We start from the raw sequence: 21,202 nt of genomic DNA on the forward strand, positions 1-21,202 counted from the left end.
CCCGCCACCGGCGACCCGTACGATCCACCGGCGTGACTGCCGCCTCACGTCGGGATCCCCGCTGACCTGTGGTCGCGCCGGCCCCGCACCGGGGCCACGGGCACCGTGCTCCGGTAGCCGAACCGGGGAAGGAACGCCTGGGTGATCGGGCCGACCGCGGCCGCGTACAGCACCGTGCCGACGCCCACGGTCCCGCCGAGCAGCCAGCCGATCGCCAGCACGGTGATCTCGATCAGGGTGCGGATCAGCCGGATGGAGCGGCCGGTTGCGGTGGCCGCACCGGTCATCAGCCCGTCCCGGGGGCCGGGGCCGAAGCGTGCGCCGACGTAGATCGCGATGGACAGGCCGTTGACCAGGATGCCGCCGAGGAGCAGGCCCGCCCGGAGGGGGAGGTCCGGGTGCCGGGGGAGGAGGGCGAGGCCGAGGTCGGATGAGCACGCCAGGACGACGATATTGGCGATAGTGCCGAGCCGGGGCGTCTGCTTGAGCGGGATCCAGAACAGCAGCACCAGCACGCCGAGGGCGCCGTTGACCAGGCCGAAGCTCAGCGGAGTGTGGCGCTCCACGCCCTCGGCCAGGACGCTCCACGGGTTGACGCCCAGCGCGGCCCGGACCACGGCCGAGAGGCTGAGGCCGTACAGCGCGAGGCCGGCGAACAGCTGGGGAAGGCGGCGGAGCGGGCGTTCGCCGAGGGGGAGATAGGTGAGGGGCGGCGGGGGCGGGGCGTCTCCGCCCGTGATCTTCCGTTGCATGCCGACCGCCTCCTGGGTTCCGATGTGCCTCAAGGTCATTGGCGGCGAGTCTGTAGATTGATTGGCCTGTAAAACATGACCAATTCGGAGGGAGTGGTTGGAATGGCTGCTGCTCCGCATCCGCCGCGGCACGGGGACGGGGCCGGCCGGGCCGGCGGGGCGCTGGGGAGCCGGCAGCTGGCCGCCCTGCTGCCGGACCTGACGGAAGCAAAGCCCGCCTTCCGCCGGCTGGCCCGGGAGATCGGCGCACTGATCCTGGACGGACGGATCGCGCTGCACACCAGGCTCCCGGCCGAGCGGGAACTGGCGGCCGCGCTGAACACCAGCAGGGCCACCGTCACCGCCGGGTACGACCTGCTGCGGGAGAGCGGCTACGCCCACAGCCGCCAGGGCTCCGGCACCTGGACGGCCCTGCCGGAGGACCGTACCCCCCGTGGCATCGCCCGGGCCCTCGAAACCCCGGACGCCGCCATCGACTTGGCCAGGGCCGCCCCCGGACTGCCGGAGCAGGCGCTCGTCGACGCGCTCGCGCAGGTCGCCCCCCGGCTGGCCGAGCACGCCGAAACACCCGGCTACCACCCCTATGGCCTTCCGGAGCTGCGGGCCGCCATCGCCGAGCGGTTCACCCGGCGGGGCCTGGCCACCCTGCCCGAACAGATCCTGGTCACCTCCGGTGCTCAGCACGCACTCACCCTGATCACGGGGTTGCTGTGCGGACCCGGCGACCGGGTCATGATCGAGAACCCGTCCTATCCCAACGCCCTGGAGGCCCTGCGCCGCGCCCGGCTGCGCACCGTGCCGGTCCCGGTGACCGAGGCCGGCTGGGACATCGGGATCACCGAGTCGACGCTGCGCCAGGCGGTGCCCCAACTGGCCTTTCTCATCCCGGACTTCCACAACCCCACCGGCTGCCTGATGCCGGAGCGGGAGCGCGTCCGGGTACTGCGGGCCGCCGAACGCTCCGGCACCTGGCTGGTCATCGACGAGACCCTGGCGGACCTCGCCCTCGACGTCCCCGCCCCGCCGCCCTTCGCCTGCCACGCCAAGCCCGGTGGCACCGGCCAGGTCATCACGATCGGCTCGATGAGCAAGACCCACTGGGGCGGCCTGCGCATCGGCTGGCTGCGCGCCCCTTCGCGGCTGGTGACCGAGCTCGCCGGCCAGCGGATGGCCAACGACATGGGCGGCTCGGTGCTGGACCAGCTGCTGGCCCTCGAGCTGCTGGCCAGGGCCGGGGAGCTGCTGCCAAGCCGCCTGGACCAGCTGCGCAGGCAGCGCGCCGCCCTGGGCGAGGCGCTCGCCGAGCACCTGCCGCGGTGGACCTGGCGGCCGCCGCCCGGCGGGCTGTCCCTCTGGGTCGACCTGGGCGAGCCCATCGCCTCGGCACTGGCCGAGCGGGCGCTCGGCCGCGGGGTGCGCATCGAGGGCGGCGGCTACTTCGCCGCCCACCCGGGCCTCTTCGAACAGCGCCTGCGCATCCCCTACACCGCCCCGCCCGATGCCCTGCGCGAGGCCGTGCACCGCATGGCCACCGCACTCGCCGACGGCCTACCGCCCTCGTCCGCCGTCCGCCGTCCGCACTGGATCGCCTGACGGCCGGGCGGCGTCGTAGGTCAGCCCGCGCAGCACATACGCCGGGGCGAGCGCGGGCAGGTCGAGCGGGAAGGGGCGGGGCGAGACGGTATCCGGGGCGGAGGTGAAGCCGCCGACCGGGTTCTGCTCCCGGTGGAGGTAGCCGCGGGCGGCGGCCCGGGCGGTGGTGCAGCACAGGTGAGCGAGGGCGGCGAGGGAGAAGCCGGTGCTGATCGGGTCGCTGGGGTCGCCGATGCGATGCCCGAAGCCGCCGTCGGGATTTTGCGAGCGGTGCAGGAAGTCGGCCGCGCGGCTGAGCGCCGCACGGGCCGCCGAGGCGGTGGGGGCGGGCAGGCCGATGCGGTCGAGGGCGTTGCGGAGGCCCTGGACGGCGCGGAAGACGGCGTTGGCCTCGGCCAGGCTCCAGCCGCGTTCGAAGGTGCCGTCGGCGTGCTGACGGGCGGTCAGCCAGTCGACGGCGCGCACGACTGCCTGGTGGTGTCGTTCCGGACGGTCGGCCAGGGCGCTGATGGCGCCGCCGGTCATGGCGGGCTCGGAGGGGTTGCCGCGCAGATAGACGGGCCATCCGCCATCCACGTTCTGGGTGGCGAGCAGGTAGTTGTGGCCGCGGTCCAGGGCCCGGGTGTGCCGGGCGGGCCCGGTCAGGTGCAGCAGCTTCAGGCAGGAGTAGGCGGTGTCCACATCGGTCTGGGTGACGCCGGGGCCGAACGACCAGCCGCCGTCGGCCTGTTGCCGGTCGGCCAGCCAGGAGCAGGCGCGGGCGACGGACGCCGGGGCCGTGCCGGATTCGGCCAGGGCGAGGGCGACGACGGAGGTGACCCAGGTGTCCGCGCCGGTGGACAGGCTGAAGCCGCCGTCCGGCGCCTGGACCTCCGTCAGCAGCCCGATGCCCCGCTCCACCGCCGTGCGGTGGCCGGGGTAGGGGGCGAGGGCCGACAGATGGAGCAGATGGGAGAGGTGGTTGCGCTCATGGATCTGCGCCCCGCTCACCAGCCGGTCCAGCCGGGCGAGTTCACTCGCGGGCACCGCCCGGGCCCGGCCCGCGGCCTGGGCGTGCACAATGCGGCAGGCGGCCAGCTCGGGGCGCTTCCAGCTGTGCAGCCCCTGGCCGGCGAAGGCCTCGGCCGGCCGCTCGGGCAGGGTGCGGCGGGCACCGGCCAGATACAGCACGGTGTCGGCCAGGATCCGCTTGCGGGCCGCCGTGTGGTGGGTGAACCCGGCCAGTACGTCCTCCGCGCCGGCGTCCGGCGCTCCCGTTCCGAGCGCGGCGGCCAGCAGGAGGCGGTCGAAGGGCGTCGGCGCGGCCGAGGCCGGGGTGGACGCGAGGTAGCGGGACAACCGCGCACGGGCCTCGGAGTGGCGGGGCGAGCGTTTGAGCAACTGCCAGGCCAGGACCGATTCCAGAGCGCGGCTGCGTGGGGGGCAGCGGACTCGGCCGTCCGGCCCCACCAGGGAGGCCAGGTGCTCGCTCAGGCGGACCGCCGCGTCACTGGGTGCTGACGACGTCATATGGGGCCCTTGTCATGCGCGGACCGCGGTTCCACACGGCCCGTCGATACAGCCTTGCCTGCTCACCAGTCGAACGGCCCGGTCGAGCAGTCCGCAAGAGGGGCACGGAGGCATACGGGTCCACAGGGCGATGCAGAATGCCTGCTCGCGGCGGGTACGGGCGCCCATGCGCCCGCCGGTGCGCCTGCCCGTTTCCACCGATCCGAGGCGCAATGGGAAGTACACACCTTGTGGCGCCGCATCCATATACGGGCGCCGTCGTCGAGGGGGCGTCGATGACCATACCCGGGCGGCGGGGACCTGGGGCCGGGCTGCCGCGCCATGTGGGGATCATCCCGGACGGCAACCGCCGGTGGGCGCGCAGCCATGGCCGTGACATCCACTCGGGCCATCAGCGTGGCGCCGACAAGGTGCCGGAGGTGCTCGGCTGGTGCGACCGGGCGGGCATAGAGATCGTCACCCTCTATCTGCTCTCCACCCGGAACCTCGGCCGCAGTGACACCGAGGCTCTGGTCGCCTTTGTCGAGCAGGTCGTCACCCGGCTCGCCGCCGACACCCGCTACCGGCTCCGCCCGATCGGCTGCCTGGAGCTGCTGCCCGATGCCGCGCGGGACCTGCTGACCGAAGCGACCGAAGCGACCGAAGCGACCGAAGCGACTGAAGCGACCGAAGCTGCCGGAACAGTTGACGCGGCCCGGCGCGTCACCGGACGGGCCGGCATGCGAGTCAACCTCGCCATCGCCTACAGCGGCCGGCAGGACATCCTCACGGCCGTCCGGGCGGCCCTCGCCGAGCCCGGCACCCCGCTCACCGAGGCCCTGGTCGACCGGCACCTGTCCACCGCGGGCCAGCCCGACCCCGACCTGATCATCCGCACCTCGGGGGAGCACCGCCTGTCCGGCTTTCTCACCTGGCAGGCCGAGCAGGCCGAACTCTGTTTCTGCGCCCGTGCCTGGCCCGCGTTCCGCCGGGGCGACCTCCACCGGGCCCTGCGCTGGTACGCCCGGCGACAGCGCCGGTACGGCAGGTGAACCACCCGATGGCATCGAGGAGTTGCCCATGTCTCCCGCAGAGCTCGTCAACCTGCCCTTCCCCCGGGACATCAGCCCCGACGCCGAACGGGCCGGCGCGCACATGGTGGACTGGCTCCGTGGCCACGGCCTCCTTGACGACGAGGGAACCGGCGCCTACCCCACCCACCGGCTGCTGCGCTGCGAGCCCACCAGGATGGCGGCCGAGGGCTGGCCCTATGCGCTGGGGGCCGACCTGGACCTGGCGGCCGACTGGATGGGCCTGCTGATGGTGTTCGACGACCCCTTCGACGGGGCGCTGGGCCGAAACCCCGCCGCCTGCCTGGCACTTGCCGGTGAGCTGATCTCGGCGGTGGGCGGCGGCCCGGCCCCCGGCACGGGGGCGACGGCCGCGTTCGCGCGGGCCTTCGCGGACCTGTGGCACCGCACCTGCGAGGGGATGTCCCCGACCTGGCGGGGCCGGGCCCTCTGCCACTACGAGCGCTGGCTCACCGCCTATGCCCACGAGGCGAGGGGACGCGTCCGCGGGACGCCCTGGCGGATGGACTATATGGTGCTCCGCCGCGGTTCGGGGGCCATGGACCTGGTGATGGACCTGGTGGAGCGCCTGGGCCACTGTGAGCTTCCGCCCGGGGCCCGCTACGGCCCCGAACTCATGGTGATGCGGCGGATCGCCATCGATCTGGCCATCCTGGTCAACGAGATCACCTCGCTGGCCAAGGAGGAGCTGATCGACGGCGTCAACAACGCCGTGCTGCACGGCCAGCACCAGCGGGGCTGCACCCGGGAGGAAGCGGTGGCCGCCGTGCTGGGCGAAATGCGCGAGCAGAGCGAGCAGTTCACCATGCTGGCGGCGGATATACCGGGCATGTGCCGCTCCCTGGGGCTGTCCGGGCGGGAGCGGGCACACGTCCAACGGTATGTCGAGGGAATGCGGTTGTTCCTGGGCGGCTGCCTGCACTGGTCCAGCACCACCTGGCGCTATGGGCAGGAGTGCGCCCGGACCCAGGACCTGGGCTATGCGTCCCAGGCGACGGGGAGCCGGTGCAACCCGTAGATGTTCATGCTGTCGCGCAGCGGGACCTCTTCGGCCGGTATGGCCAGCCGCAGCGTCGGGAACCGGGTGAACAGCGCCGGAAAGGCGACCCGCAGCTCGACGCGGGCCAGTTGCTGGCCCAGGCACTGGTGGATGCCGTGGCCGAAGGCCAGGTGTCCGGTGGCCTTGCGGTGCAGATCGAGGCGGTCGGGGTCGGCGAACCGGTCCGGGTCGCGATTGGCGGCCTGCATCGAGAGGGTCACCGACTCGCCCGCCCTGATCAGTTGGCCGTCCACCTCGACGTCCTCCAGGGCCGCCCGGATCCCGGTGTGGGCGATGGTCAGATAGCGCAGCAGCTCCTCCACCGTCTGGTCGGCGAGGCCGGGGTCGGCGCGCAGGGCGGCGGCCTGTTCGGGGTGGCTCAGCAGGGCGAAGGTGCCGAGGCCGAGCATGCTGGTGATGGTGTCCAGGCCGGCGCCCAGCAAGAAGCTGACGATTCCGGCGAGTTCGTCATCGGTGAGTTCGGTGGTGGTCAGATCGCCGAGCAGATCGTCGGTGGGGGCGGCGCGCTTGGCCGGGACCAGTTCGCGGACGTAGTCCTGGAGTGCGGCCATGGCGGCGTACTGCTCCTCCACGGTCGAGTCCACGGAGGTCGTCGCCGCGATATGGCGCCGGAAGGTCTCCCGGTCGGCGAAGGGTATGCCCAGCAGCTCGCAGATCATCAGCGCCGGTACGGGGTGGGCGAACACCTCCACCAGGTCCACCGGCGGCCCCTGGCGCTCCATGGCGTCGAGGTGCTCGGCGGTGATCTCCTCGACCCGGGAGGTGAGTTCACGCATCCGGCGCACCGTGAACTTGCCGGTGAGCAGCCGCCGGTAGCGGGTGTGCTCGGGCGGGTCGATCCCGGTGAGGTCGCCCACCGGGGCCGGGGGCAGCTCGGTGATTCCGGTGCCCGGGACCGGGAGGTGGATGAGCTCGTACCGTGAGCTGAAGCGGGGGTCGGCGGAGATCGCGCGGACCACCGAGTGGCCGGTGGCCAGCCAGCCGAGGTGTCCGTCGGGGTAGCGCATCCGGCGGAGCGGCTGCTGCTCGCGCAGCCGGGCCAGCTCTTCCGGCGGATCGAAGGGGCAGCCCGTGGGTCGGGCGAGGGGCAGCGTTGCGGGTTCGTTGGGCATGTGTCCTCCGCTGTGAAGTGGCTTGTACGGTTATGAAGTGGCTTGTACGGTTACCGACTTACCGGGTGGCCTCGCGGTTGAAGGCCGACCTCGCCCACAGGTAGCCGGCCAGGGTGAGGCCGGTGCACCAGGCGAGGGCGCTGATTCCGCTGCTGCCGATCTCGGTGCCCATCAGCAGACCGCGCAGCGTCTCGATGACCGGGGTGAAGGGCTGGTACTCGGCGAACCAGCGCAGCCCGGTGGGCATGGACTCCGGGGGCACGATGGCGCTGCCGATGAAGGGCAGGAACTGCAGCGGCATGGGGATGTTGCTGGCGGTTTCGGGGTTCTTGGCCACCAGGCCGATCGCGGCCGACAGCCAGGTGAGTGCCAGGGTGAGCAGGGTGAGGAGCCCGGCCGCCGCGAGCCACTCGACGGGCGTGGCGTTCGGCCGGAAGCCCATCAGGATCGCGGCACCGATCACCACCGCGATGCTGGCCAGCGTCTGGAGCACGCTGCCGATCACATGCCCGGTCAGGAACGATGCCCGGGAGATCGCCATGGTGCGGAACCGGTTGACGATGCCCTCGGTCATGTCGACGCAGACGCCGACCGCGATGGACAGGGCTCCGGAGGTCGCGGCCATCAGGATGATGCCGGGGGCGACATAGTCGATGTACTCGGTGCTGCCGCTGGACTTGGCGCTGATGCCGGTGCCCAGGGCGCCGCCGAAGACGTAGTTGAAGAGCAGAAGTATCACGAGGGGCATCGCGATGACCGAGATCGACATGGAGGGGTAGCGCAGCGCGTGTTTCAGATTGCGCCGCAGCATCGTCATCGAATCACGGGTGGCGTAGGACAAGGAGGTCATTGGATGCTCTCCTGCGGTGCGTCGGTGTGGCCGGTGAGGGCGAGGAAGACGTCGTCGAGGTCGGGGGTGTGCACGGTGAGCGCCTCGGCGTGGATCGAGGCACCGTCCAGGGTGTCGATGACGGCGCGCAGGGTCGGGAGGCTGTCGTCGCCGGGTATCTGCAGGGTGAGGGACTCGCTGTGGTGTGCCACCGAGCCGAAGAGCCCGGCGGCCGAGGCGAGTTGGCCGGTGTCGGCGAACCGGAGGCGGATGTGCCCGCCGGGGATCCGGCGCTTCAGCTCCTCCGCGCTCCCCTCGGCGACCAGCCTGCCATGGTCCAGGACCGCGATCCGGTCGGCGAGTTGGTCCGCCTCCTCCAGGTACTGGGTGGTGAGGAAGACGGTGACGCCGTCGTCGGCGACCAGGCCACGGATGATCTCCCACATGGTGCGGCGGCTGCGCGGGTCGAGTCCGGTGGTCGGCTCGTCCAGGAAGATCACCTGGGGATCGCCGACCAGGGTCATCGCGAGGTCGAGCTTGCGGCGCATGCCGCCGGAGAAGGTGGCGGCCGGCTTCCGGGCCGCCTCGGTCAGTTCGAACCTCGCCAGGAGTTCGGTGGCGCGCCGCCGGCCTTCGCGGCGGTCCAGATGGTGCAGGTCCGCCATCAGGCGCAGGTTCTCCTCGGCGGTCAACAGGCCGTCCACCGCGGCGAACTGGCCGGTGACGCCGATCGCGGAGCGGATGCCGCCGGGGTCGCGGGCCAGGTCGTGGCCCGCGACCTGCGCCTGGCCGGAGTCGGCGCCGATGAGGGTGGACAGGATCTGCACGGTGGTGGTCTTGCCGGCGCCATTGGGGCCGAGCAGCGCGAAGACCGTTCCCTTGGGGATGTGCAGGTCGATGCCGTCGAGCACCTGCTTGTCGCCATATGCCTTGCGCAGGCCGACGGCCGAGATCGCGGGGGGTGCGGGCAGGGTGTTCATGCTGCGGTCGGTCCCTCTCTGCGGGGGTCAGGAACGGCGGATGACGATGTCGCCCACGCTGGTGCGGGCCCGCACCTCGACGGTCTCTTCGGACGACTCGGGGCCCTCGGTCGGGCCCAGGGAGTTGCGCACATCGCCGAAGCGGCTGTTCACATCGAGCCAGGCGGCGGTGGCGTGCCGGATGCCGATCTCGAGATTGCCGACGGAGGTCTGGAGCGTGATCTGGCCGCGTGCCACCTCGTCGATCCGGATGCCGCCGTTGGCGGACTTGGCGTCGACCGAGGCGTGTGCGACGCCCACGGAGATGCGGCCGTTGGCCGAGTTCGCCCGCAGGTTGCCGGTGACCTCGTCGATGGCGGTCTCGCCGTTGCTGTTCTTGACCGTCGCCGCGCCGGCCACCGTCCCGATGTCGATGCGGCCCGCGCCGATGGCCTCGGCGTCGCCCGTCGCCCGGTGCAGGTTGATGTCGCCGAGGGCGGTCCGCAGGGAGACGGTCGCCGCCTCGTCGACCCGGATGTCTCCCATCGACGTCTTGATCCGGCAGTCTCCGAGCGGGCCTTCGCAGTTGAAGTCCGCCATGGGCGTGGTGCCCTGGACCTGCGAGCCGGCCGGCAGCTCGATGTTCACCTCGAGCGACCCGCTCTTGCCGAAGCGCTTCTTGGGGCCCTTGATCAGCAGGGTGCCGTTGGCGTAGGTGACCTGGGTCTGCTGTGCGGCCCGTACGTCACCCTCGTCGGCGCCGTCGCGCGGCAGTACCTCGACGACCGTGGTGGGGCGCTTGCTCGCGGTGATCCGGGCGGTCCCCACTTCGAATTCAACGACGAGGGAAATCGGCTCGGGGGTGTCGAAATCAGGCATGGCTGTTCCGTCCTCATGGCTCTGGTGTGCGTTTCCGCCGGTGGGCGGCGAAGGGGGTGCGGCCGGCTAGCGGACCCAGCCGGTGAAGCTCTGTCCGCCGCCCCGGTGGCGGCTGCGGCCGGCCGGGCTGGCGCGGTCGCCGGGCTCCAGGGCGGTGGCCACGGCCCGTACCAGCCAGGCGTTGACCGAGAGGCCCTCCTGTCCCGCGGCGTCCTCGACCCGGGCCTTGAGGTGGGCGGGGAGACGGAAGTTGATGCGCGCCGGGCCGCCCTCCTCGGCGTCCGTGAGGACCGGCGGCGCGGGCGGCCGCTCGCCGCTCGACGCGCTTTCGCGCTCCTCGTATGGCTCCTGGACCGGCGGTGGTGTCACCACGAACTCGGGGTCCAGGCCCCGCAGCCGTACGTCGACCGAGCCCGGCGCCAGTTCACGGGTGATCTCGTCCATGGCGGTGGACAGCGCGTTGAGCAGGGTGAGCCGGACGGCCGATTCCAGGGGTGCGGTGAGCCGCTCGGCCAGGGCGCGGGCTTCCTCTCCGCCCGCATCCGCGGCGATCGCGAATTCATGACGGAGGTTGTCGACGTATGGCGTGAGGTCCATAGCGCCATAGTGGCACCATAGTGGCGCCAACGCAAGGCGCCAGATGTGGCTACTGCTCGGTGCAATGGATGGGCGGGTTACCGTGGACTGATGCTGGAACGGCTGGAGATGGAGAGCTTTCTGGTGCTCGCCGAGGAGTTGCACTTCGGTCGCACGGCCGAGCGGCTGCGGGTGTCCCGCGCCAGGGTGAGCCAGACCATCCAGCGCCTCGAACGCCGCGTGGGCGCCCCACTGTTCGAGCGCACCAGCCGCCGGGTGCGCCTCACCCCGCTCGGCCGGCGCCTGTACGAGGACCTGGAGCCCGGCCACCGCCGCATCGTGCAGGGCATCGCCAGGGCCCAGGCCGAGGCCAGGGGCATGGAGGGGGAGCTGCCGGTCGGCTATCTGGGCAGTGCGGCCGGGGAGCTGGTGATGGATGTGATCCAGGCGTTCACCCGGCGGTATCCGGGCGTGGATGTGCAGATCCACGAGACCCAGATCAAGGACCTGTTCGGGCCGCTGCGCACGGGCCAGGTGGACGTGCTGGTCACCCAGTTCCCGGTGGCGGAACCGGACCTGGTCCGCGGGCCGGTGGTGCTGCGCGTACCCCGGATGCTGGCGGTGCCCGCCAACCACTCGCTCGCCAAGCAGGACACGGTGTCGCTCGAGGACCTTGCGCGGGACCGGGTCTTCGCCTGCTCCGGCGACGTACCCGAGTACTGGCAGGAGCACCTGGCGCCCTCGCACACGCCGAGCGGACAGCCGGTCCGGCGCGGCCGGCTCGCGGCCACCCTGCCGGAGACGCTCGCCATGGTCGGTGCCGGGCAGGGCATATCTCCCGTGGGTGCCGATGTGGCGCGCTACTTCACGCCCCGGGGGGTCGTCTACCTCCCCTTCCGCGACGCGGACCCGCTGGAGTACGGGCTGGTGTGGCGCCGTAGTGGCGCCACCGCCCGGGGCCGGGCCTTTGTCGCGGTGGCCGAGGAGGTCGCGGAGTCGGCCGGCAAACCGGACCGGTAAGCCGGGCTTACCGGTCGTTGCGCAGACGGGGGCTGATTCCGGCGGTTCCGGGCAGCAGGCTGGTGGGCATGGCCAATGATCTTTCATCCGCTGTGCAGGGGGCCGCACCGGCCAGGACGAAGGGTTCCGCCGCCCTGCTCGCGCTCGCCCTGGGAGCCTTCGCCGTCGGAACGACGGAGGTCGTGATCGCCGGGCTGCTGCCCGAGATCGCCACCGACTTCGACGTCTCGCTGCCCACCGCCGGACTGCTGGTGTCCGGCTATGCGCTGGGCATGGTGGTTGGCGCCCCGCTGCTGACCGTCCTGGGTACCAAGGTGCCCAGGAAACGCATGCTGCTCTGGCTGGTCGGGCTGTTCATCGCGGCCGGCCTGCTGAGTGCGCTGGCCCCCGGGTACGGGCTGCTGCTGGTCGGGCGGGTGCTCTCCGCGCTGGCCGGTGGCGCCTATGTCGGGATCGCCGCGGTGGTCGCCGCCGGCATCGTCGCCCCGGAGCGGAAGGCCAGCGCGATCGCCATGGTCTTCATGGGGCTGAGCCTGGCCAATGTGCTGGGCGTGCCGGGCGGGACCGCGCTGGGGCAGGCGCTGGGCTGGCGGGCCACGTTCTGGGCCGTGACCGCGATCGGGGTGCTGCTGCTGGCGGCCATCGCCCTGCTGGTGCCGTTCGTGCCCGCCGCCGAGGGCGCCGACCTCCGGCGGGAACTGGCGGTCTTCCGGCACGGCCGGGTGTGGCGCGCGCTGGCCACCACGGCCTTCGGCTGGGCGCCGTTCCTGACCGTCCTCACCTATATCGCGCCGCTGCTCACCGAGGTCACCGGGTTCGGTGACCATACGGTCCCCGCCGTGCTGGTGCTGATCGGGGTCGGGATGGTGGTGGGCACCCCGCTGGCCGGGCGGCTCGCCGACCGGGCGCTGCTGCCGACTCTGTACGGGGCCCTGGCCGGGGTCGTGGTGGTGTCGGTGCTGCTGGTCGCCGCGGTGCACAGCAAGCCCGCCGCGGTGGTGGGCTTCCTGCTCTTCGGCCTGGTGGGTGCCGCCGTCATCCCGCCCTTGCAGACCCGGGTGCTGGGCACGGCCGAAGGGGCGGACAATCTGGCCTCGGCGGCCAATATCTCCGCGTTCAACATAGGCAATGCGGCCGGGCCGCTGCTGGGCGGGCTGGCGGTCTCCGCGGGGGGTGGGTATGACGCTCCGCTGTGGATCGCCGCGCTGCTGGGGGCGGTTGGGCTGGGACTGGTCGGCCGCACCACCGGCCCGTCCGGCCGAACCGGTCCGTCCGGAGGCTGAGGCCGAGGCCGGTGTGCGGGGCCCGGGGCAGGCTCCCCACCCCACACCACCTCAGCAACCCTCTTGCCTGGAGCGGGGGTTGGCGGCCGCGCCCTCCGTGTTCAGCAGAACCACCGTCGATCCGGCCCCGACCCCCAGCGCGGCGCGGCGCCCGGCGGCCCCGTCGCCGGTGAGGGCGGCGCGGGCGCCGGCCAGGGAGGCGGCGCCGCAGGGGCCGGAAGAGACACCGAGCGCCGCGAGGCTGCGGGCGGCGGCGGCCGATTCGGGGTCGGTGACGGCGACGGCGGCGTCCAGGCCGTCCCGCAGCCGGGGCCAGGCGAGGGTGGAAAGGGTGCCGCAGTTCAGCCCGGCCATGGCCGTAACGCCGGTCGGCACACTGACCGGCCGCTGCCGGACGAGGCTGGCCAGGACGCAGGCCGCGGCCTCGGGTTCCACCGCCAGCAGGGCCGGGGGCGCCCCGGTGGGGCGGCTGCGGTAGTGGGTGACGGCGGCCTGGGCGAGCGATCCCACGCCCACCGGGATGGCGACCAGGCCGGGCGACTCGGCTCCGGCGGCGGCCAGTTGGGCGTCGATCTCGGCGAACAGAGTGGTATAGCCCTCGACGATCCAGCCGGGCACCCGCTCATGGCCGGGCCAGGCGGTGTCCTGGATCAGTGCCGAGCGCGGTGCGGCGGCAGCCTCGGCCGCCCGGCACACCGCCTCGTCATAGGACCCGGCGACCCGGGTGATCCGGGCCCCCTCCGCGGCGATGGCGGCCACGGCGGCCGGGTGCACGCCGCGTGGCACGAAGACCCGGGTGCGCTGCCCCAGCAGCCGGGCCAGATGGGCCACGGCCCGGCCGTGGTTGCCGTCGGTGGCGGCAACCAGGGTGAGCGGACCGGCGGGCTCCGGCCCGCCCGCCCGTTCGGCGAGGATCCGGTGCATCGCCCAGGACGCGCCCAGCACCTTGAACGCGGGCAGTCCCAGCCGGTCCGACTCGTCCTTGACGAACACCCGGGCGACGCCCAATGTCCTTGCCAGGGAAGGGAGTTCACGCAGTGGGGTGGGGATGTGGCCGGGCAGTGCGGCATGAAAGTCCCGCACCTCGCCGGAGGCGGCGGCGGGGGCGCAGGTCCAGGCGCGGGCCGCGGGACGGGCAACCCAGGGTGGGGTGTGGCGGGAAAGGGGCGGCGGCGTGCGGTGGGGGGAAGGCTCGGTCACCCTGCCAGGCTGAGGGGTGGCGCCGCCCTCGGTCCAGCGAGGCTTTCCGACGTATGTTCGTGGCGGAAGCCAATCAATGTGCGGGGGGTGTTGATGTTCGATCTTCATCGGCTGCGCTTGCTGCGTGAGCTCAAGCACCGCGGCACGCTGGCGGCCGTGGCCGCCGCCCTGTCGTACAGCCCGTCCTCCGTCTCCCAGCAACTCTCCCAGCTGGAAGCCGAAGTCGGTGTTCCGCTGCTGGAGCCGGTCGGCCGACGGGTGCGGCTGACCCCGCAGGCGGAGATCCTGGTCGCCCATACCGAAGCGGTGCTCGAGCGCCTGGAGCGCGCCGAGGCGGAGATCGCCACCTCCCTCACCGAGCTCACCGGCACCCTGCGCATCGCGTCCTTCCAGACCGCGGCCCTCACCCTGGTGCCGGCCGTGCTGACCCCGCTGCGCCAAGCCCATCCCCGGCTGCGGGTCCAGATCACCCAGGCCGAACCGGAACAGGCCCTTTCGGCGCTGCTCGCCAGGGACTTCGACCTGGTCATCGCCGAGGAGTACCCGGGCGAACGCAGCCCCCGGCCCGCCGAGATCGAACAGCAGGAGCTGTGCGACGACCCCCTGCGACTGGCCGGACCCCGGCCGGCGGAGGCCGAGGGTCCGCAGGAGGCGCTGCGCTCGCTGGCCGGTCACCCCTGGGTGATGGAACCCCGCGGCACGCCCGCCCGGCGCTGGGCGACGACCCTGTGCCGCAACGCCGGGTTCGAGCCCGACGTACGGTTCGAGTCCACCGACCTGCTGCTGCATCTGCGGCTGGTGGAACAGGGCCATGCCGTCGCGCTGTTGCCGGACCTGGTGTGGAACGGCGGCCCGCCGACCGTCGCGCTGCGCTCGCTGCCCCGTGGCCACCGGGCGCGCAGGCTGTTCACCGCGGTGCGCCGTGGCCGTGGCGGGCACCCCGCGATCCTGGCCTGCCGGCAGGCCCTGCGGCAGGCGGTGGGTGCCGGTCCGGGGGCCCCGCTACGGCGTACGGGTCAGTAGGCCGCGCTCGAGGGCGACGACCACGGCACGGGTCCGGTCGTTCACATCGAGCTTGGCGAAGAGCCGCAGCAGGTGGGTCTTGACGGTGGCTTCCGCGATGACCAGCCGCTTGCCGATCTCCGCATTGGTGAGCCCGTCGGCGACCGCGCCCAGCACCTCGGCCTCCCGGGTGGTGAGCGGAATCTGCACGGGCTGGCGCATCCTGGCGACCAGCTTCTCGGCCACCCGGGGGGCGAGCACCGTCTCGCCACGGGCGGCTGCCCGGATGGCGTCGGCCAGTTGGCCGCGGGAGGTGTCCTTGAGCAGATAGCCGATGGCACCGGCCTCGACCCCGCGCTCGATGTCGGCGTCGGTGTCATAGGTGGTCAGGATCAGCACCCGGGTCCCCGGGTGCCGGGCGGCGATCTCGGTCGTGGTCGCGACTCCGTCGAGCACCGGCATCCGCAGGTCGATCAGGGCGACATCGGGCCGTTCCCGGCCGACGAGCTCAAGGGCCGCGCGGCCGTCGGCCGCCTCGCCGACGATCTCGATGCCGGGTTCGGAGGCGAGCAGGGCGATCACCCCGGCGCGCATCACCGCGTGGTCGTCGACCACGACGACGCGAAGCTTCTCGCTGGTCATGCCGTCACCTCATGCTCTGCGGGAATCATGGGAATCATCGCGAGGACGCGCGTACCGTCGCCGACCGAGCTGGTGACGGTGAGCTGTCCGCCCTGCTCGGCGAGGCGCTTGCGCATCCCGTCGAGCCCGAAGCCCCGCGACCGGCCGACCACGAAGCCGCGTCCGTCATCGGTGATTTCCAGCTCCACGCCGAACGGCTGCCGGGCGAGCACGACGCTCACCGCGGAGGCCGCCGCGTGCTTGCGCACATTGGCCAGCGACTCCTGCGTACAGCGCAGCAGCGCGATCCTGGTCCGCTGGTCGCACACAAGGTCCGCCAGCTCGGCCTCGACCGTGAGTCCGGTGTCCTCCGCGAACCGGTCCAGGGTCCGGCGCAGCGTCTGTGCCACCGTGCCGGCGGCCACCTGGCTCTGCTGTGCGGAGCCGACCAGTTCGCGCGCCTCGGCGAGGTTTTCGCGCGCCGTGTTCTCGATCGAACGCAACTGCTGGGCGCTCCTGTCCGTGTCGGTGTCCAGCCCCGCCCTCGCCGCCTCGGCGAGGACGATGATGGAGGCGAATCCCTGTGCGAGCGTGTCATGGATCTCCCGCGCCATGCGCTCCCGTTCGTCGGCGGCGCCCTGGCGCTGGTGCGCCTCGGACAGCCGGAGCTGGGTCCGCTCCAACTCCTCGATCAGCCGGGCGCGTTCGCCGCTCTGCTCGACGACCGAGTGGACCCACAGTCCGATCAGGATGCTGGCGGCGACCACGATGAGCGTGGACACCAGGGTCGATCCGAGGAATTCCTGGCTCCAGCCGTTCCGCAGCCAGCTTCCGGTCAGTGTGGACACGGTGGCGAGTCCGGTGAAGACCAGCGAGGTCCGTACCGTCCTGCTGAACAGCCAGAAGTGCGGCAGTGTCACGATGTACATCGCGGCGTAGCCGCTCCAGAGGTACGAGATCCCGCCGAGTCCCAGGACCAGCACGCACAGGTAGGCGTACGGCCGCAGTACGGACCTGCCGGGGAACCGGTCGACGACCCCGTAGCACAGCACCACCCCGCCTATCAGTGCCAGAGCCCTGCCCTTGCCCTCGCCGATGTCCATGGTGGCGAGCCCGGCGAACAGTGCGCTGAACAGCACCCAGCAGACGGCGTTCCAGCGGCGCAGGGTCCTGGCCCAGAACGGGTTGGCGGGGTGGCCGAAGGCCGTACCGCTGAAGGTGCCAGGGCGGCTTGGGGCCTTCGACCATGGATTCATAAGAATCAACGTACGCCAACCGGTGCGAATGCAACTTTTGGTGCTTGTTGCTTGCGGCGTGCGGGCCACCAGCCGGTCTCGCCGAGCAGCAGCATGGCCGAGGGCAGGATCATGATCCGGATGATGAAGGCGTCGAGCAGCACAGCCGCCGCCAGGACGAAGCCGATCTGCTTCATCTCGATGATGTGCAGGAAGACAAAGCTGGCGAAGACCGTCACCATCACCACCGCGGCGCTGGTCACCACGGCCGCCGAGCTGCCGATGCCGTCGAGCACCGCCTTGCGGGTGGGCACTCCGGCCAGCCAGGCCTCCCTGATCCGGCTCACCACGAACACCTGGTAGTCCATCGAGAGCCCGAAGAGGATCACAAACAGGAACAGCGGCACCCGAGAGCCGATCGACCCGGTGGAGTGGAAGTCCAGCAGGCCCTCGGCCCACTTGCCCTGGAACACCAGGACCAGCAGCCCCAGCGCGGCCGCGGCGGACAGCAGGTTGAGCACCACGCCGAGCAGTGCGAGTACCACGGAGCGGAACGCCAGCATCGTCATGACGAAGGTGGCCAGCAGCAACGCCCCGATGACCAGCGGCAGTTTGCCGTCCTGGTGGGCGGGATAGTCGGTGGTCCGGGCGACGTCACCGGTCACTCCGGCCTCGGCCCCGGGTATCCGGCCGACCGTGGCGGGCAGGTAGTCGTCCCGCAGATGGTCGAGGGAGGTGCGGGCCTGCGGGGAGTTGCCGAGGTGGGGTACGGACAGTTCGAGCACGCTGATCCGGTGGTCGGCCGAGGTCCGCAGCCGGGGGCGGCCGGTGAACAGCGGGTCGGCCTGGGTGCGGCGGCCGAGTTCCTTCAGCGCCCCGGTCACCTCCTCGGCGCGGTCCGGCCGGTCGCGCACCACGACCTGGTGGGTGACCCGCAGCTCCGGGAAGGCGTCGTTGAGCCGGTCATAGGTCCGCATGGCGGGGATGTCACGTGAGTGGGTGTCGCGGCTCATCTCCGTGATCTTCAGTCCGGCCAGCGGGGCGGCCAGGCCCAGCAGGACCAGCACCGAGAGGGCCAGGGTGATCGCGGGGTGCTTGCTCGCGGGCCGCATCAGCGCCGCCCAGGCCCGGCCGCCCCCGGCCTTCCGCACCTTCCTGGGCGCAGACTTCCGCCGGGCCGCCTTGCGCTCGGCCCGCTGTCCGATCTTGACCAGCAGCGCGGGCAGTACGGTCAGCGAACTGGCCACGGCGACCAGGACGACCACGATGGTGCCGGTGGCCAGCGAGGAGAAGATCACGTCGGAGGCCAGATAGAGGGTGGCCGTGGAGACCACCACCGCGAGCCCGGAGACCACCACCGCCCGGCCCGAGGTCGCCGCGGCCAGCTCCACCAGGGCTTCGGGCCGCAGTCTGCCGCCGGAGCGGGCCCGTTCCTCCCGTTCCCGCTTGAGGTAGAAGAGCGTGTAGTCGACGCCGACCGCGAGGCCGATCAGCATGATGACGTTGTTGCCGACCCCGGCGTCGGGGGAGAGGTGCGAGGCCACCATCGACAGGCCCATGGCCGCGGCGATCGACGAGAGTGCCAGCAGCAGCGGCACGGTGGCCATCAGGACCGAGCCGAACGCCAGCAGCAGGGTGATCAGGGTGACCGGGAGCGTGATCGCCTCGGAGAGTGCCAGGTCGCCGCCGCGCTGGGCGTCCACGCCCTTGCTGATGGAGGGGGCTCCGGTCTCCTCCACCAGCAGATCCGGATGGCTCCGCTGCACCGCGGCGGTCTGGGCGCGCAGCGGGTCCACATGCTTGCGGGCGTCCAACTCCGGCCCCCGCATGGTCACTTCGACCACAATGGCCCGGCCGCTCTGGTTGACGCGGGGCCCGGATGCGCTCTCGACCTCGGGCAGCTTCGCCATCCGGGCGGCGATGTCCCGCCCGGCGGCCTCGCCGTCCCGCCGGTCCAGGGCGGCGCTGGACCTGGCGGATATCAGCACCTGCTCGGCGGGCTTGCGCTGCAGATGTCCCTGGGCCGCCATCGCCTCGGCCCGGCCGGCCTCGCCGACCCGGTAGTCCTCGGTGGTGGCGTTGTGGGTGCCGACCGCGATGCCGATGCCCAGGCACAGCACCACGAACGCCAGCCATCCGGCGATCGCCCGCCAGGGGTGCAGGGCGCTCCAGCGGGCGGCGCGAACAGGTAGCTCTCTCATGCGAAAAGCGTCGTCGACCAGGGGATGTCCACAACAGCATCGGCCGGTTGGACTCCGTGTCCACCGGTCGGTGGACACGGGGGACGCCCTGGGCATCCACCATCGACCTGTGTATATTAGGAAAAAACCTAGAGCTCCTAGGTAACGGACTTCCGGAGGAGGAAGCGCATGGCCCGTGCAGGACTGACGACCGATCGCGTGGTCCGGGCGGCGGCGGAGCTGGCGGACGAGGTGGGCCTGGAGAAGGTCACGGTGTCGGAGCTGGCCCGCGGCTTCGGGGTCAAGGACGCGAGCCTCTACTCCCACGTCAAGAACGTCCAGGACCTGCGCACCCGGCTGGCGCTGCTGGCCGGGAGCGAACTCGCCGACCGCATCGGGGCCGCGATCGCGGGCCGGGCCGGGAAGGACGCCCTGGTCGCGTTCGCCAACGCCTACCGGGAGTACGCGCTGGAGCACCCCGGCCGCTATGCGGCCACCCAGATCCAGGTCGACCCCGCCGCCGTCGCCGACTCCACCGCCCTGCTCCGCACCGGCGAGGTCGTGCACGCGATGATGCGCGGATACCGGCTGGCCGAGCCGGACTTCACCGATGCGGTGCGGCTGCTGCGCAGCGCCTTCCACGGCTTCGTCAGCCTGGAGGCGAGCGGCGGATTCGGGCATCCGCGCGAGGTGCAGGCGTCCTGGGAACGAGCCGTGGAAGCCCTCCATGTGCTGCTGGAGCACTGGCCGTCGGCCAAGGCGTACGCCTGATGACCACGTTGATGAACACACGAAAGAGGAACACCATGAACAAGCGGGTCTGGTTTGTCACCGGGACCGGCTCCGGCTTCGGCCGGGAGATCGCCCGGGCCGCCATCGCCCACGGCGACCGGGTGGTGGCCACCGCGCGCAGCACCGCCGCCCTCGACGACCTGGTGGCGCTCGCGCCGGACCGGGTCCGGGCCGCCCGGCTGGATGTGACGGACCCCGAATCGATCCAGGCCGCCGTGGCCGCGGCGGAGCAGGCCTTCGGCCGGATCGACGTACTGGTGAACAACGCCGGGTCCGGGCTGCTCGGCGCGTTCGAGGAGCTGAGCGACACCGAGCTGCGCCGGAACTTCGAGACCAACCTCTTCGGCGCCATGGCGGTCACCCGTGCCGTGCTGCCACTGCTCCGCCGGCAGCGGTCGGGCCGTATCGTCCAGATGTCCTCGGTGATCGGTGTGCTGGCAGGGCCGGGCGGTACCGCCTACGCCGGGACGAAGTTCGCCCTGGAGGGGGTGTCCGAGGCCCTCGCGGCCGAGGTCGCCCACCTCGGCATTCGCGTCACCATCGTGGAACCCGGCCCGTTCCGCACGGACTTCGGCGGGCGGTCGCTGAAGTGGGGCGAGCCGATGGAGGAATACGCCGAGCTGATCGCCCCGGCCCGCAAGGCCCTCGAGGCCTCGCACGGCACCCAGTCCGGCGACCCCCGTCGCGGGGCCGAGGCCATCATCGCCGCGGTCGGCCTCGAGGACCCGCCGCTCCGGCTCCCCCTGGGGGAGGAGGCCTTCACCTGGATCCGCGCCCATCTCCGGTCCCGGCTCGATGAGTTGGACGCGGCGGAGGCCATCGGCGCGGACACCGCGTTCCGCTGACGCACCGCCTCACTGGCCGTACGGGCGTGCGGCCCGTGCCTCGCGCAGCGAGATGGCCCACCAGGTGAGCTGGTCGAGCAGGGTCTTCGCCGCACCGGCGGCCGCGTGGCCCGCCGCCTCCTCCAGATGACGGCCGGAGCCGTCGAACTTCCCCCAGGGGCTGTGGAAGCTGACCGTCTCCCGGACGGTGACCGCGTGCAGCTCGGCGAAGACCTGGCGCAGATGCTCGACCGCGCGCAGCCCGCCGGAGAGGCCGCCGTAGGAGACAAAGGCGACCGGCTTGGCCTGCCAGGGATCGCGGTGCCAGTCGATGAGGGTCTTCACCGACGCCGGGTAACTGTGGTTGTACTCGGGGGTGATGACGATGAAGGCATCCGCCTGCCGCAGCCTCGGCGTCACTTCGGCCAGCGCGGCGAGGTCCTCCGGTCCCGGCTGAGGGCTGAGGTTCGGTGGCAGTGGGTGTGCGGCGAGGTCGATGACATCGGCCTCGATCTCGGGGCGCTGTGCGGTGTGGGTGGCTAGCCAGTCGGCGATGGTGGGGCCGAAGCGGCCGTCGCGGGTGGAGGCGACGATGACGGCAAGCCGGTAGGGCTTCTCGGACATGGGGATCCTCGTTCCAGGCGGTGAGGCATTGCGGTGCTGACCTGTCGAAAAGAGCTTGAAGCCTCAACCTTGGTGGAGGTCA

At 72.0% G+C, this 21,202-nt stretch carries 20 protein-coding genes; 8 read left to right on the forward strand and 12 right to left on the reverse strand.

Annotated elements, in window-relative coordinates:
- Positions 1-44 precede the first annotated feature (44 nt).
- The gene (gene yczE, locus ABCR83_RS18305; protein ID WP_462696100.1) at positions 45-791 is read right to left on the reverse strand and encodes a membrane protein YczE; all 747 of its coding nucleotides are present in this window, start codon (positions 789-791) and stop codon (positions 45-47) included.
- Between the two features lie 63 nt (positions 792-854).
- Here yczE and yczR point away from each other — a divergent pair, with 63 nt between their 5' ends.
- Positions 855-2,345, forward strand: a complete 1,491-nt coding sequence (gene yczR, locus ABCR83_RS18310; protein WP_462696101.1) for a MocR-like transcription factor YczR — start codon at positions 855-857, stop codon at positions 2,343-2,345.
- On the opposite strand, the gene ABCR83_RS18315 is transcribed toward yczR, so the two are convergent.
- Positions 2,301-3,854 (reverse strand): prenyltransferase/squalene oxidase repeat-containing protein, encoded by a 1,554-nt coding sequence (locus tag ABCR83_RS18315; protein ID WP_462696102.1) that lies wholly within the window; start codon positions 3,852-3,854, stop codon positions 2,301-2,303. The two genes, yczR and ABCR83_RS18315, sit on opposite strands and share 45 nt — an antisense overlap.
- Positions 3,855-4,129: 275 nt before the next feature.
- Here ABCR83_RS18315 and uppS point away from each other — a divergent pair, with 275 nt between their 5' ends.
- Together uppS and ABCR83_RS18325 are read left to right on the forward strand one after the other, a co-directional pair.
- Positions 4,130-4,885, forward strand: coding sequence for a polyprenyl diphosphate synthase (uppS, locus tag ABCR83_RS18320; protein ID WP_462696103.1), 756 nt, complete (start codon positions 4,130-4,132; stop codon positions 4,883-4,885).
- Between the two features lie 28 nt (positions 4,886-4,913).
- Positions 4,914-5,942 (forward strand): terpene synthase family protein, encoded by a 1,029-nt coding sequence (locus ABCR83_RS18325; protein WP_462696104.1) that lies wholly within the window; start codon positions 4,914-4,916, stop codon positions 5,940-5,942.
- On the opposite strand, the gene ABCR83_RS18330 is transcribed toward ABCR83_RS18325, so the two are convergent.
- From ABCR83_RS18330 to ABCR83_RS18350, 5 genes are all read right to left on the reverse strand, one after another.
- Entirely contained in the window at positions 5,903-7,096 is a 1,194-nt protein-coding gene (locus ABCR83_RS18330) for a cytochrome P450 (protein WP_462696105.1), read from the reverse strand. The genes ABCR83_RS18325 and ABCR83_RS18330 overlap by 40 nt on opposite strands.
- 58 nt (positions 7,097-7,154) lie before the next feature.
- Positions 7,155-7,946: an ABC transporter permease gene (locus ABCR83_RS18335; RefSeq protein ID WP_462696106.1), complete on the reverse strand. Its 792-nt coding sequence runs from the start codon at positions 7,944-7,946 to the stop codon at positions 7,155-7,157.
- On the reverse strand, positions 7,943-8,905 hold the full coding sequence (locus ABCR83_RS18340) for an ATP-binding cassette domain-containing protein (protein WP_462696107.1): 963 nt from the start codon (positions 8,903-8,905) through the stop codon (positions 7,943-7,945). Before ABCR83_RS18340 ends, ABCR83_RS18335 begins: the two co-directional genes overlap by 4 nt.
- A gap of 27 nt (positions 8,906-8,932) precedes the next feature.
- Positions 8,933-9,763, reverse strand: coding sequence for a DUF4097 family beta strand repeat-containing protein (locus ABCR83_RS18345; protein ID WP_462696108.1), 831 nt, complete (start codon positions 9,761-9,763; stop codon positions 8,933-8,935).
- Between the two features lie 66 nt (positions 9,764-9,829).
- Entirely contained in the window at positions 9,830-10,360 is a 531-nt protein-coding gene (locus ABCR83_RS18350) for a hypothetical protein (protein ID WP_462696109.1), read from the reverse strand.
- Between the two features lie 90 nt (positions 10,361-10,450).
- On the opposite strand from ABCR83_RS18350, the gene ABCR83_RS18355 reads away from it, so the two are divergent.
- Together ABCR83_RS18355 and ABCR83_RS18360 are read left to right on the forward strand one after the other, a co-directional pair.
- Positions 10,451-11,359: a LysR family transcriptional regulator gene (locus ABCR83_RS18355; protein ID WP_462696110.1), complete on the forward strand. Its 909-nt coding sequence runs from the start codon at positions 10,451-10,453 to the stop codon at positions 11,357-11,359.
- 68 nt (positions 11,360-11,427) lie between these two features.
- Complete coding sequence (locus tag ABCR83_RS18360; RefSeq protein ID WP_462696111.1) at positions 11,428-12,642, forward strand: MFS transporter; 1,215 nt, start codon at positions 11,428-11,430, stop codon at positions 12,640-12,642.
- Positions 12,643-12,693: 51 nt separating this feature from the next.
- Here ABCR83_RS18360 and ABCR83_RS18365 read toward each other — a convergent pair whose 3' ends face one another.
- Positions 12,694-13,842, reverse strand: a complete 1,149-nt coding sequence (locus ABCR83_RS18365) for a diaminopropionate ammonia-lyase (RefSeq protein ID WP_462696112.1) — start codon at positions 13,840-13,842, stop codon at positions 12,694-12,696.
- Between the two features lie 93 nt (positions 13,843-13,935).
- Between ABCR83_RS18365 and ABCR83_RS18370 the strand changes: the two genes are divergently transcribed.
- Positions 13,936-14,865 carry a LysR substrate-binding domain-containing protein gene (locus ABCR83_RS18370; protein ID WP_462696113.1) on the forward strand — a complete coding sequence of 310 codons (930 nt, stop codon included), beginning with the start codon at positions 13,936-13,938 and terminating at the stop codon, positions 14,863-14,865.
- On the opposite strand, the gene ABCR83_RS18375 is transcribed toward ABCR83_RS18370, so the two are convergent.
- From ABCR83_RS18375 to ABCR83_RS18385, 3 genes are read right to left on the reverse strand one after another with little or no spacing between them, the layout of a single operon-like run.
- Positions 14,845-15,486, reverse strand: coding sequence for a response regulator (locus ABCR83_RS18375; protein WP_462696114.1), 642 nt, complete (start codon positions 15,484-15,486; stop codon positions 14,845-14,847). The genes ABCR83_RS18370 and ABCR83_RS18375 overlap by 21 nt on opposite strands.
- Positions 15,483-16,721 carry a sensor histidine kinase gene (locus ABCR83_RS18380; RefSeq protein ID WP_462696115.1) on the reverse strand — a complete coding sequence of 413 codons (1,239 nt, stop codon included), beginning with the start codon at positions 16,719-16,721 and terminating at the stop codon, positions 15,483-15,485. The genes ABCR83_RS18375 and ABCR83_RS18380 overlap by 4 nt, the downstream gene beginning before the upstream one ends.
- Before the next feature lie 5 nt (positions 16,722-16,726).
- On the reverse strand, positions 16,727-18,901 hold the full coding sequence (locus ABCR83_RS18385) for an MMPL family transporter (RefSeq protein ID WP_462696116.1): 2,175 nt from the start codon (positions 18,899-18,901) through the stop codon (positions 16,727-16,729).
- A gap of 168 nt (positions 18,902-19,069) precedes the next feature.
- Between ABCR83_RS18385 and ABCR83_RS18390 the strand changes: the two genes are divergently transcribed.
- A complete protein-coding gene (locus ABCR83_RS18390) occupies positions 19,070-19,651 on the forward strand; it encodes a TetR/AcrR family transcriptional regulator (RefSeq protein ID WP_462696117.1) in 582 nt (193 codons plus the stop codon).
- Between the two features lie 35 nt (positions 19,652-19,686).
- Positions 19,687-20,517 (forward strand): oxidoreductase, encoded by an 831-nt coding sequence (locus tag ABCR83_RS18395; RefSeq protein WP_462696118.1) that lies wholly within the window; start codon positions 19,687-19,689, stop codon positions 20,515-20,517.
- Positions 20,518-20,526: 9 nt separating this feature from the next.
- Here the strand turns inward: ABCR83_RS18395 and ABCR83_RS18400 are convergent, their stop codons facing one another.
- Complete coding sequence (locus ABCR83_RS18400) at positions 20,527-21,120, reverse strand: NADPH-dependent FMN reductase (RefSeq protein WP_462696119.1); 594 nt, start codon at positions 21,118-21,120, stop codon at positions 20,527-20,529.
- Between the last annotated feature and the right edge of the window lie 82 nt (positions 21,121-21,202).

The organism is Streptomyces xingningensis (assembly GCF_054957865.1).

Bases quoted from the DNA above. Each gene is read 5' to 3' on its own strand.
- ABCR83_RS18355 (WP_462696110.1), top strand. From the start codon at position 10,451: ATGCTGGAACGGCTGGAGATGGAGAGCTTTCTGGTGCTCGCCGAGGAG.
- ABCR83_RS18345 (WP_462696108.1), bottom strand. From the start codon at position 9,763: ATGCCTGATTTCGACACCCCCGAGCCGATTTCCCTCGTCGTTGAATTC.
- ABCR83_RS18385 (WP_462696116.1), bottom strand. From the start codon at position 18,901: ATGAGAGAGCTACCTGTTCGCGCCGCCCGCTGGAGCGCCCTGCACCCC.
- ABCR83_RS18390 (WP_462696117.1), top strand. From the start codon at position 19,070: ATGGCCCGTGCAGGACTGACGACCGATCGCGTGGTCCGGGCGGCGGCG.
- ABCR83_RS18335 (WP_462696106.1), bottom strand. From the start codon at position 7,946: ATGACCTCCTTGTCCTACGCCACCCGTGATTCGATGACGATGCTGCGG.
- ABCR83_RS18340 (WP_462696107.1), bottom strand. From the start codon at position 8,905: ATGAACACCCTGCCCGCACCCCCCGCGATCTCGGCCGTCGGCCTGCGC.
- ABCR83_RS18370 (WP_462696113.1), top strand. From the start codon at position 13,936: ATGTTCGATCTTCATCGGCTGCGCTTGCTGCGTGAGCTCAAGCACCGC.
- ABCR83_RS18380 (WP_462696115.1), bottom strand. From the start codon at position 16,721: ATGAATCCATGGTCGAAGGCCCCAAGCCGCCCTGGCACCTTCAGCGGT.
- uppS (WP_462696103.1), top strand. From the start codon at position 4,130: ATGACCATACCCGGGCGGCGGGGACCTGGGGCCGGGCTGCCGCGCCAT.
- ABCR83_RS18315 (WP_462696102.1), bottom strand. From the start codon at position 3,854: ATGACGTCGTCAGCACCCAGTGACGCGGCGGTCCGCCTGAGCGAGCAC.
- yczE (WP_462696100.1), bottom strand. From the start codon at position 791: ATGACCTTGAGGCACATCGGAACCCAGGAGGCGGTCGGCATGCAACGG.
- ABCR83_RS18395 (WP_462696118.1), top strand. From the start codon at position 19,687: ATGAACAAGCGGGTCTGGTTTGTCACCGGGACCGGCTCCGGCTTCGGC.
- ABCR83_RS18350 (WP_462696109.1), bottom strand. From the start codon at position 10,360: ATGGACCTCACGCCATACGTCGACAACCTCCGTCATGAATTCGCGATC.
- ABCR83_RS18325 (WP_462696104.1), top strand. From the start codon at position 4,914: ATGTCTCCCGCAGAGCTCGTCAACCTGCCCTTCCCCCGGGACATCAGC.
- yczR (WP_462696101.1), top strand. From the start codon at position 855: ATGGCTGCTGCTCCGCATCCGCCGCGGCACGGGGACGGGGCCGGCCGG.
- ABCR83_RS18375 (WP_462696114.1), bottom strand. From the start codon at position 15,486: ATGACCAGCGAGAAGCTTCGCGTCGTCGTGGTCGACGACCACGCGGTG.
- ABCR83_RS18360 (WP_462696111.1), top strand. From the start codon at position 11,428: ATGGCCAATGATCTTTCATCCGCTGTGCAGGGGGCCGCACCGGCCAGG.
- ABCR83_RS18330 (WP_462696105.1), bottom strand. From the start codon at position 7,096: ATGCCCAACGAACCCGCAACGCTGCCCCTCGCCCGACCCACGGGCTGC.
- ABCR83_RS18400 (WP_462696119.1), bottom strand. From the start codon at position 21,120: ATGTCCGAGAAGCCCTACCGGCTTGCCGTCATCGTCGCCTCCACCCGC.